Source organism: Streptococcus loxodontisalivarius, from assembly GCF_016908645.1.
GTDB lineage: Bacteria > Bacillota > Bacilli > Lactobacillales > Streptococcaceae > Streptococcus > Streptococcus loxodontisalivarius.
The window spans coordinates 1-11,256 of sequence record NZ_JAFBEH010000057.1; the positions used below are offsets into that span (position 1 = coordinate 1).

Genomic DNA, 11,256 nt, shown 5'->3' on the forward strand with positions numbered 1-11,256 from the left:
CCTTCTAGGTTACTTTTTTTGCATTTCCTAGGATATAGGACTTTTTTCGTTTTGAAAACCTGTAAACGATTTACCGAGTATTATTTTACACTAACAATCATTCTCGTTGTTTGATTTTTTGTTTTTTTGATAGTCTCCTTAGGTGGTGGGGTCGTAAGCAAACCTTCGGTTTCATTACTAAAGGAAAAGCCTATGGTCTTTTCTCTTCGCTCTCTAGTTTCAAGGCTCAGACCTGAAACAGTCCACTGGACTGTTTCACTCCCAAGCGACTTTGTCGCTCTTAACACCACGGCGGAGACTATCAGGATTGGGTTCGCTTTGCTCACCCCATATCTGGCGCTTCTAAATATAGTTTCCTATATACATAAAGTGAAATCCTTATTTTACCGTGGCGATTTTTCTTTTTCAGTTCGGCAATCCCTTGTCTGTATTGGGATAAACAACAACGGGAATGGTTCGAAAAGGCAAATTTGTTGGAGATATGGTAGAATGGGAGAGACTGATTAGAAAAATCGACTAAGAAAAAGAATCCAGAAAGGACTTTCTACCATGACACCTCAAGCCTTTTATGACCAACTTGAACAGGATGGCTTTCCCCTCAACGATAAACAAAAAGAACAGTTTCACCGCTATTTCCAACTGCTGGTTGAATGGAATGAAAAAATTAATCTAACTGCTATCACTGAAGAAAATGAGGTCTATCTCAAGCACTTCTACGATTCCATCGCTCCAATCCTTCAAGGTTATATCGATAATCAACCACTACGACTTCTAGATATCGGTGCTGGTGCAGGCTTTCCAAGTCTCCCAATGAAGATTATCTTCCCAGAGCTTGATGTGACTATCATTGATTCCCTCAACAAACGCATCAACTTCCTCAATCTTTTGGCTGATGAACTTGAACTTACAGGCGTTCATTTTTACCATGGCAGAGCTGAAGACTTTGGACAAGACAAGGCCTTCCGTGCCCAGTTTGACATCGTCACAGCACGCGCAGTTGCCCGCATGCAGGTTCTATCAGAATTGACCATTCCCTTCTTAAAAGTTAATGGACGACTTATCGCCCTCAAAGCTGCCGCAGCTGACCAAGAACTAGCAGACGCTAAAAAAGCCCTATCGCTCCTCTTTGCCGTCCCACTTGAAAACCATAACTACCAACTCCCAAACGGCGATGGACGTAACATCACCATCGTAGAAAAGAAAAAAGAAACCCCAAACAAATACCCACGCAAAGCAGGAATGCCAAACAAAAAACCATTGTAAAACCATGATACAAAGCCCGTAGAATACCAAGCGAAAATAGGAAATTAACGACGTGTGCTTGCACACAAGATGATTTATCTTTTTCGCACAGGATTCAGGGCGTGTTCAAATACCATGATATAGAGGGCGTGAAACGGACTGTGTTCAAATTATTAAGATGCTAAGCCCGTAAAAAACGACTGAAGATAGGAAATCAACGCAGGGTGCTTGCGTATATAAAATAGTATATCTTCTTCCGAGTTTTTAGGGCGAGCTCAATTCAAACCATGATACAAAGCCCGCAGAACGCAAGATCAAAATATTTATACACAAGTAAGCAGTCTTAAATTAGCCTAAAGACTGCTTTTTTGTTATGATAGACATAGTTTTTTTAAAGGATGTTTATTATGATAAAGCTTATCAATCGGCTCTCCATCACACAAAAGCTGACCTTGAGTTTTCTGTTAGTGATTCTGGTCGGAAGCCTTTTGCTGTCACTACCAATCACCCATTATGCCAATGCTCCGCAGACTCACTATCTGGACCATCTCTTCAACGTGATCTCTATGGTCTGTGTGACTGGACTTTCTGTCTTTGCTGTCGGTGATGTCTATAATGGTCTGGGACAAGTCATCAGCATGGCACTCATGCAAATCGGTGGACTTGGACTGGTCACGCTACTTGCCATCAGTAGCTTTGCTATTCGACGACGGATGAACCTCAAAGAGTCTAACCTGCTCCAATCTGCTTTGGGCAAGGATGATAGCTATCGCCTCAAGGACTATCTTTTCAACGTCTACAAGATCACCTTTGGGATTGAGGCAATTGCTGCGCTGATACTAATGATTGACTTTGTTCCTCGCTTTGGATGGGGACACGGGATTTTCAACTCTATCTTTCTAGCCATCTCTGCCTTCTGTAATGCAGGATTTGACAATCTCGGTGGCAATAGTCTCAAGTCTTTTGTTGTCAATCCGCTGGTCAATCTTACCATCGCCTTTCTGATTTTTGCAGGTGGGCTAGGCTTCGCTGTCTGGATGGACCTCTTCAGAGCTCTAAAAAAATATCTGACTGATAAACCTATTCGCAGACGTGTTTTTAAGAAATCGCTGAGCATCCAAAGTAAGCTGGTTCTGACAACAACAGCTATTGTTCTCCTAGCTGGTACTCTAATGACTTGGTACACAGAAGCTGGTAATCCTGATACCATCGGAAGATACAACATCTTCCAGCAAATTCTCATCAGTTTCTTCCAGACGGTCACAATGAGAACAGCTGGTTTTGCAACAATTTCCTACACTGCCACAGATTCTTCAACCAATGTCCTCTATATGATCCAAATGATTATGGGAGGGGCACCTGGTGGTACGGCTGGAGGTGTCAAACTGGTGGTCGTTGCCTTACTCTTTCTTCTCTTCAAGGCTGAGTTGCAGGGACAAGATCATGTCATCTATCACAACCGTATTATTGCAAGTAAGACCATCAAACAGACCCTGACTATCCTGATTTTCTTCTTTACCGTTCTGATTTCCGCCTATATCATCCTCTTGGATTTAGAACCAAATCTTGATCCAACTGCTCTGCTATTTGAAGCGGTATCTGCCATCGCAACCGTTGGGGTTTCTATGGATCTTACGGCAAAGCTGTCCGTCTCAGGGCGAGTCGTCATCATGATTTTAATGTTTATCGGTCGTGTCGGACCAATCACAGTTCTTCTGAGTCTCATGCAAAAGAAAAGCAAGTCTGTTCGCTATGCGAGCACAGAGCTGACGCTTGGTTAACTGATTTTAGAAAGGAATTCACCCATGTCTACAAAAATTATCGGCGTTCTCGGTCTCGGTATTTTTGGTCAAACCGTTGCCAGAGAACTTTCAACCTTCGATCAAGATGTTATCGCTCTTGATAATTCTGAACAACATGTTCAGGAGATTGCTGATGTTGTCACTAAGGCTGCCATCGGTGATATCACTGATATTGATTTTCTCCGCGCAGCTGGTATTGACCAGTGTGATACGGTTATCATCGCAACTGGTGAACATCTGGAAGCCTCTACTCTAGCTCTGATTCACTGTAAAAAACTCGGCGTTCCAAATATTATCGCTAAGGCAAAGAATATCAATTACGAAGAAGTCCTTTACGGAATCGGTGCCGACCTGGTTATCATGCCCGAACGTAATACAGGAAAAACAGTTGCTTCAGACTTACTCCGTCACAAGATTAGTAATGTCTTTCACATTGAAGATGACATTAGCATTGTTGAATTTGACCTTCCAAAGGATTGGATTGGCAAGAGCTTGATTGACCTCAATGTCCGTCAAAAATATGACCTCAATATCATCGGTATTCGAGACAATCGCACTGCTCCTCTCAATACTAAAGTCGACCCAAATCTGGTCTTTCAAGAGGGCATCAGCATCTCAGCTATCGCTGATAGCCGTACCTTTGAAAAATTTGATTATCTAGGCTATTTGAAATAAAAAAAGTGATTGCTGAAATTCAGCAATCACTTTTCAATTTATGCCCAAGGATTATAGAAACGTCCTTGGTTAAGCCAAATCAGTCCGAAACTAAGGGCTAGGATAAGGAGGGCTAGAATGATTGTTGCCCAATCCTCTTTTCTTAGAACCTGGTATTTATACCAGGTTCTTTTTTTATTTTTTCCAAAGCGGCGCAGCTCCATAGCAGTCGAGACAGTCTCGATACGCTCCAAGGATGAGAAAATCAGCGGCAGGGCAATCTGCAGATTGCCCTTGATGCGGCTAATCAGCCCTGCTTTTTTCGAAAGCTCCAAACCACGCGCCTCCTGTGAGGTACGAATGGTATAAAACTCCTCCTGAATATCTGGAATGTAGCGCAGCGTTAAACTAACCGAATAGGCGATGCGGTAGGAAATCCCAATTTGACTGAGACTAGCCGCAAACTGGCTAGGATGCGTCGTCATGAGAAAGAGAATAGCCAGAGGCACCGTACAAAAATACTTGAGTAAGAGATTAAAGAGATAAAAGAGCTCCTGACTGCTGACAGAGAAGTAACCAGCCGAGATGAGAATATCCTCACGCCCATAGAGTTCAGCTCCATAATGAGGCGAAAAGAGATAGACCATAAGCAGATTAAAGGCAGCTACCACCGCAATCACAGTAACCACAAAGGAAATATCCTTCCAACCAATCTTTGCCTGATAAAAGAGATACATAGATAGGACACCCATGGCTAGGATAAAGCGTGTATCGTAAGTCATCATGCAGGCAATTGAAACTAGAATAAAGAAGAGGAGCTTGCTAGCACCTGACAGACCATACAAGAGACCGTCACCCTCATGGTAACCAATTAAACGATTAGACATGCTGTCTCCTTTCTTCTTGAATATAGTACTGAGTTAGGGCAATAGGATCAACCTTCAAATAATTCGCTAACTCATAAAGACTAGTCTTCTTCAGATTTGCCTGAGCTAGCACATCTTCACGCTCGAAAATCTCAAGCGGACTAGCGTCAGCCAAAATCTGACCATCAGCAACCACCACACAACGATCCGAATGCTCCATCATCAATTGCATATCATGCGTAATCATGACAATGGTATGTCCTTTTTCATGGAGCTGATCCAAGAAGGACATAATTTCGGTGTAATGCCTACGATCCTGACCTGCCGTCGGCTCATCCAGCAGAATAATCTGAGGATCCAAAACCAAAATAGCAGCAATCGTAACACGCTTCTTCTGACCAAAAGATAGAGCAGAGATTGGCCACTTACGAAACTCATAGAGACCGCAGGTTTTGAGAGCCTGATAGACACGCTCTTCTACTTCCTCCTCTGCTACACCTCTCAGACGCAGACCTAAAGCTACCTCGTCAAAAATCATAGTCTGACTAATCATCTGATTAGGATTTTGCAGGACATAGCCGATACGCTCAGCACGCTCCTTGATGGAGTCAGCCGAAATATCCTGCCCCTCATAAACAAGCTCACCGTCACCGTCAACAAACTTGGTCAAAACCTTAGCCAGCGTTGATTTGCCCGCTCCATTCTTACCGACGATGGTGAGGCGCTCTCCCTTATGAATGTCTAGGGACACCTTTTTGAGGATTGGTTTTTCTGGAGAATAGGCAAAGCTCATCTCCTTGACTTGTAAGAGAAGAGGAGGTTTTTCTTCTGATTTTTGAACAGTTGGAAAATCAAGCGGCTGCGCTACTAAGCCCATTTGACTCAGAGGCGTCAGCTTTGAAAAACTGGTCAAATCATATCCCAATGATGCTAGGCTAGACAAATAAAGAGGTTGGCGGATGCCATTTTCAGCCAAGAGATTGGTCTTCAAAAGCTGGTCAGGCTGCCCATTGAAAACAATACGTCCATCATTGATAAGGACGATACGGTCAATAGGACGGTGCAGAACATCCTCCAAGCGATGCTCGATAATGATAGTCGTCGCCTCTTGCTCCCTGTGGATGCGGTCAATGAGCTCAATCGTATCCTGTCCAGACTTGGGATCAAGATTGGCAAGAGGCTCATCAAAGAGCAAAATCGGACTCTCATCAATCAAGACACCAGCTAGACTGACACGCTGCTTCTGTCCACCTGAAAGGTCCTGCGGACGATGATTGAGAAAGGCTGTCAAGTCCAAACGATCTGCCCAAAGATCAATTTTTTCCAGCATTTCCTTGTGGCTGACGCAGTCATTTTCCAAAGAAAAAGCTAAATCCTCAGCTACCGAAAGTCCGATAAACTGACCATCAGGATCCTGCAAGACAGTCGAAACCAGATGAGACTTGTCGTAGATAGACAGGTCAAAGGCATCCTTGCCATCAATGGTAAAACTGCCTTCTGCCTTCCCCTTATAAATATTTGGAATGATGCCATTGAGGCACTGACCTAGAGTTGACTTACCTGAGCCAGAAGGTCCAACAATCAAGACCTTTTCTCCTTTAGCAATCGTCAAGTCAATCTCTCTCAAGGTCGGCTCTGCCTGAGCATCATATTGAAAAGAAAAATTCTTAAATGCAATAAATTCGTTCATAACTAAAGTATTTTCTACAGTTCTAGTGATAATTCTATACCTACTAGTATATCAAAAAAAGGAAAGAAAATGCGGAAGTCACCAAAGATTCCTTTTTCTTTCCCACTTCTTTCTTCTTAAGCAAGTTTAGTCTTTTGACAGACTACCAGCTTGTGTACGTGTGTTGGCATAGAGTGACATCAAGATTGTCCCTGCGATTGCGATTGTAAGAGCATTTGACAAACCTGCAACAGCTCCCTGTGCATAAAGGTATGACCAATCCTGTGCGTATTGCAACTTATCACCAACTGGCGTTACAACACCGTAAGCAATGACCATAGCCAAGATTTGAACAAGGTTAAACCAGACCATTTGCATTGGCGTAAATTTTCCAAGAGTAACATTGTAGCGTGAACGGAAAAGACCGATAACGAGACCAATGACACCAGATGCCAAAACCCAGGCCCATGAGATAGAACCATACTGGATACCATCTTTAAGCGCATGACCGATAAAACCAATCAAGAAACCAGCAACAGGACCAAAGATAACTGAAAAAAGTGCCTGCACAGCATATTGGAGCTGGATGCTTGTATTTCCGAAAATAGGAATATTGATAAACATACCGATGATAACAAAGAGCGCAGCTCCGATACCAGTCGCAACAACAATTTGATTTGAATTCTGTTTCATAAAAACTTTCCTTTTCTAAAAATGATACAAAGACCTCATCATAAGGAGACTCGTCTAGTCACCCAAACGTTTGATTTCGATATGCCAGTTTGAACCGACACCGACATTATAAGCCTTGGCAAATGACCCTTGGTTGATGGCAAGACCAACACGGTAGAGTGAATTGATGTAGAGAATTGGCTGACCGATGCGAACATCCGCAAACGACTTACCATAAGTCACCTGATTTTGGTAAACCAGCATGTCATTATTGTAGATTGTCACCTCAAAACGCTCATTGAAGTCTGGTTTGAGTGAGTAGAATTCTTCACGTGTAATCGATGTCCAGAGAGAACCAAAACGAACATCCAAGATGTCAATAGCTCCGCGGACAAGATTTTCTTCGACAACCGTCTCAACAACTGGCAATTCCAAGATGTCATCAACAGACAATTCTGGACCAACTTCTTCAAAAGAGATGTGACCAGAAGCCAATTTAGCACCTGTATAGGCATAAACATCACGTCCGTGGAAAGTGTATGATAATTCAGTATTGCTACGACGGTTTTCCACCTCTGAAATTTCACGAACGGCCTCGATACCAACATCTTTCTTGATATAAGAAAGGGTACCATTATCTGGTGTGACGATATACTGACCTGTCTTAGTCAAGGCAACCACACTCTTACGAGCTGAACCAACACCAGGATCAACAACTGACACAAAGGTTGTTCCCTTTGGCCAATACTCGATTGTTTGGAAGAGGCGATAAGATGCCTCAAAGGTATTATAAGGGGTAATATCGTGTGTTAAATTGTGAACTCCCAAGGTTGGGTCTTCCTGCAGAGCCACCCCAATCATAGCTGAGACAGCTCCATCAACCAAACCAAAGTCCGATTGTAATACTAATAAATGATTTGACATAATATCCTCACTTTTTCTGCTTGAATGTATATTCTATCATATTTACCTTATATTTTGAAGTTGCAAATAATTAGAGCTAGTTATAGTTTTACCTTATAACAGAAGCAAAAAGCTGGCTATCTGCCAGCTTCTGGTTGAAGACAAAGTCTTTTTTCGATACTTTCCTTAAGTGATGTCGGACGTTAGTTGACATTATCCAGTGGATGATGTCAGGAAACCAGGGAATTCCATTTGAGCCTCCTCGCTTTCTAGTTTTAAGGCTCAGACCTGAAACAGTCCACTGGACTGTTTCACTCTCAAATATTCCGAGTATAAGAAATGCCTATATAAAAGCATTTCTTATACTTTCATCACGGCGGAAGTATCTTGAGGTGCTCGCTAAAGCTCGCATGAAATAGGAAGATTTATTTTAAACAAGCAGAGCTTTGATTTTAAATTTTGTTGTAAACTAGTTTTGTCTACATTCTGAAAGCTGGCTATCTGCCAGCTTTTCTATCTTAATTTTTTTTGACCCAGCGAGATTTCTCTGCGACTGCTGTAAAGAGTACGTCTGTAGATGAATTGAGGGCAGTTTCACATGAGTCTTGGATAACACCAACAACGAAACCAACACCAACAACCTGCATAGCAACATCATTTGAAATACCAAATAGGCTACATGCAACAGGAATCAACAAGAGTGATCCACCTGCAATACCAGAGGCTCCACAGGCAGAGATGGCTGATACAACGCTCAAAATCAAGGCTGTTGCAAAGTCAACTTCGATTCCCATTGTTGTTACAGCTGCCAAAGTCAAGACATTGATTGTCACCGCTGCGCCAGCCATATTGATAGTTGAACCCAATGGGATAGAAACTGAGTAAGTATCTGGATCAAGTCCCAATTCCTCACAGAGTCTCATATTAACAGGGATATTGGCTGCCGATGAACGGGTAAAGAATGCCATAGTTCCAGATTCCTTGATACAACGCCAAACGAGTGGATAAGGATTTTTCCCCATCATCACAAAGGCAATCAAAGGATTGATAACAAAGGCAACAAAAGCCATTGTTCCAACCAAGACCAGAAGTAGAACACCGTAATCTAAGATAACACCCAAACCATTTTCAGCAATCGTATTGAAAACCAGGCCTAGAATACCAAATGGTGCTAAATCAATAATCCAACGAACAATTTGAGAAGTTGTTTCAGCCATTGTATTCAAGAGATCCTTGGTATGCTCACTAGCTGTACGCATAGCAAATCCAAAGACAACCGCCCAAACAAGTACACCGATATAATTAGCTGATGCGATAGCATTGATCGGATTATCAACCATATTAAGCAAGAGAGACTTAAAGACCTCTCCTACTCCATCTGGAGAATTAGCAGAGCTAGCTGCAGTAGCCTCAGACAAGGTCAAGCTGATTGGGAAAATATAGTGGGAAATAACCGCCGTCAAAGCTGCTGCAAATGTTCCAAAAAGGTAGAGCAAGATGACGGTTTTCATATTAGATTTCTGACCTTGACGCGTCTGCGACAAAGCATTGGCCACCAAGGCAAAAACCAAGAGGGGAGCGATAGCTTTCAAACCACCGACAAACATATCACCTAAAAGACCGATAATAGTCACTTTAGGAATTAAAATACCGAGCAAGGCACCTAGAAGTACACCAATTGAAATACGTTTAATCAAACTGGTCTTATTCCAGGCACGAAAGAGTCTATTCATTCTTATCTCCTTGAAATTTTTTCCAACCTACCTATCATACCTTAAAATAGAATTTTGGTCAATTTAATAAAAAAAGATTGACGTCATGGGAATGTAAGCCTTATAATAGAAATTATCATACAATTGAACTCAATTAAATCCAATTGTAAACAATTAACCCTAAAGGAGTTTCTATGAAAGAAAGAAAAACAACCCTTATCATCGGATTGATGCTCTTTGCCCTCTTTTTTGGAGCTGGAAACCTCACCTACCCAGCCTACATGGGGCTTTACTCTGGACAAGAACTTGTCCTAGCCATTATCGGCTTTTGCTTAACAGGTGTCACCCTGCCACTTTTAGGCGTCGTCGCTATGGCCTACTCAGGCAAGGATAATGCTGAAAAACTTGCACATCCTATTTCTAAAAAATATGCTGTCGCTTTTATGGCAACCCTCTATCTTGCCATTGGCCCCTTCTTTGCCATTCCAAGAACTGGTGCCACATCCTTCTCAATGAGTATTCAGCCCCTCTTTGGAGATAGCATTTGGGTCAAACTGATTTATGCGGTGATTTTCTTTGGACTTTCCTATTTCCTAGCTATCAAGCCAAACAAGATTGCTGATTATATCGGAAAATACCTGACTCCCTTACTACTTCTCGTCCTTGCAATCTTGATTGTCATGTCATTTATAACACCAGCAGGTCCTATCGGAACTGCTCATAATGCTTCAGATGCCATCAGCAATCAATTTGCAAGTCATCCTTTCATCGCAGGTCTTATTCAGGGATATGGTACCATGGACGCCCTAGCAGCTCTGGCTTTTTCAATCGTTGTTATCAAGGCAACCAAGGATGAAGGCGCTAAAAATAGTGCAGAAGTCACACGAATGACCCTCCGTTCAGGTTTGATTGCAGCGCTGTTCTTGGCTCTTATCTATATCTTTGTTAGCCGTATCGGGGCTACATCACAATCACTCTTTAGCTTCGATGGACAAAGTTTCCTCTTTAACGCTAGCGCTGCTGACGGTGGAAATGTTCTTGGTCAAGCAGCCCTCCACTATCTAGGATTCTTTGGACAGATTATTTTAGCAATTATTGTCTTTTTAGCCTGCCTGTCAACAGCTGTCGGTCTAATCACATCTTGTGCAGAGTACTTCCATGGACTACTTCCTAAAGTATCCCACCAAGCCTGGGCTAGCCTCTTTACCTTGATTGCGACAGCTTTCTACTTCGGTGGACTCAATCAAATCATCAACTGGTCTCTCCCAGTTCTCTACCTCCTCTATCCCCTAACGATCACCTTGGTTTTACTTACCTTGAGTCAGAAATCACTGAAACTCAGTCCGCTTGTCTTCCAAACAACGACAGCCTTTACTCTGGTCGCAGGTCTCTATGATGCCCTCTCTACCCTAGCAAGCATGACAGGACTCTTCACTATTCCAAGTCCTATCAGTCACTTCTTCACAGATATGGTACCACTTGGTGCCTATAATATGGGATGGATTAGCTTTGCTCTAATCGGATTTGTCCTCGGACTTATCCTTTCAAAATTTCAGAAATAAACAGTAAAAGAGGCTGGGCAAAAACTAGCTTCAGAATAGAAAAAAACGAGCACTTCCGCAGTCGGAGATGCTCGTTTTCCGGCTCTATAATTTCTGTAGTGGGTAAATCCACCAAGGAGATTGTAGGGCTTTTTGAATGTAGAAAAAAAGTCCCACATGACTTATAATGAAAAG

At 42.4% G+C, this 11,256-nt stretch carries 9 protein-coding genes; 4 read left to right on the forward strand and 5 right to left on the reverse strand.

All coding sequences use genetic code 11. The features are described 5' to 3' along the window. Positions 1–549 precede the first annotated feature (549 nt). The 3 genes from rsmG (at position 550) to JOC28_RS09490 (ending at position 3,719) form a co-directional block, all read left to right on the forward strand. Entirely contained in the window at positions 550–1,263 is a 714-nt protein-coding gene (gene rsmG, locus JOC28_RS09480) for a 16S rRNA (guanine(527)-N(7))-methyltransferase RsmG (RefSeq protein WP_205010452.1), read from the forward strand. A gap of 386 nt (positions 1,264–1,649) precedes the next feature. Beyond that, positions 1,650–3,023: a TrkH family potassium uptake protein gene (locus tag JOC28_RS09485; RefSeq protein ID WP_205010453.1), complete on the forward strand. Its 1,374-nt coding sequence runs from the start codon at positions 1,650–1,652 to the stop codon at positions 3,021–3,023. A 24-nt stretch (positions 3,024–3,047) separates the two neighbouring features. Beyond that, a complete protein-coding gene (locus tag JOC28_RS09490; RefSeq protein WP_205010454.1) occupies positions 3,048–3,719 on the forward strand; it encodes a potassium channel family protein in 672 nt (223 codons plus the stop codon). A gap of 38 nt (positions 3,720–3,757) precedes the next feature. Here JOC28_RS09490 and JOC28_RS09495 read toward each other — a convergent pair whose 3' ends face one another. From JOC28_RS09495 to sstT, 5 genes are all read right to left on the reverse strand, one after another. Beyond that, entirely contained in the window at positions 3,758–4,585 is an 828-nt protein-coding gene (locus JOC28_RS09495; RefSeq protein WP_205010455.1) for an energy-coupling factor transporter transmembrane component T family protein, read from the reverse strand. Next, positions 4,578–6,254, reverse strand: a complete 1,677-nt coding sequence (locus tag JOC28_RS09500; RefSeq protein ID WP_205010456.1) for an ABC transporter ATP-binding protein — start codon at positions 6,252–6,254, stop codon at positions 4,578–4,580. Before JOC28_RS09500 ends, JOC28_RS09495 begins: the two co-directional genes overlap by 8 nt. 126 nt (positions 6,255–6,380) lie before the next feature. Next, positions 6,381–6,926, reverse strand: a complete 546-nt coding sequence (locus tag JOC28_RS09505) for an ECF-type riboflavin transporter substrate-binding protein (RefSeq protein ID WP_205010457.1) — start codon at positions 6,924–6,926, stop codon at positions 6,381–6,383. Between the two features lie 54 nt (positions 6,927–6,980). Next, on the reverse strand, positions 6,981–7,829 hold the full coding sequence (locus JOC28_RS09510; protein ID WP_205010458.1) for an SAM hydrolase/SAM-dependent halogenase family protein: 849 nt from the start codon (positions 7,827–7,829) through the stop codon (positions 6,981–6,983). A 497-nt stretch (positions 7,830–8,326) separates the two neighbouring features. Continuing rightward, complete coding sequence (sstT, locus tag JOC28_RS09515) at positions 8,327–9,541, reverse strand: serine/threonine transporter SstT (protein WP_205010459.1); 1,215 nt, start codon at positions 9,539–9,541, stop codon at positions 8,327–8,329. A gap of 173 nt (positions 9,542–9,714) precedes the next feature. Here sstT and brnQ point away from each other — a divergent pair, with 173 nt between their 5' ends. Next, on the forward strand, positions 9,715–11,082 hold the full coding sequence (brnQ, locus tag JOC28_RS09520; protein WP_205010460.1) for a branched-chain amino acid transport system II carrier protein: 1,368 nt from the start codon (positions 9,715–9,717) through the stop codon (positions 11,080–11,082). Positions 11,083–11,256: the final 174 nt, after the last annotated feature.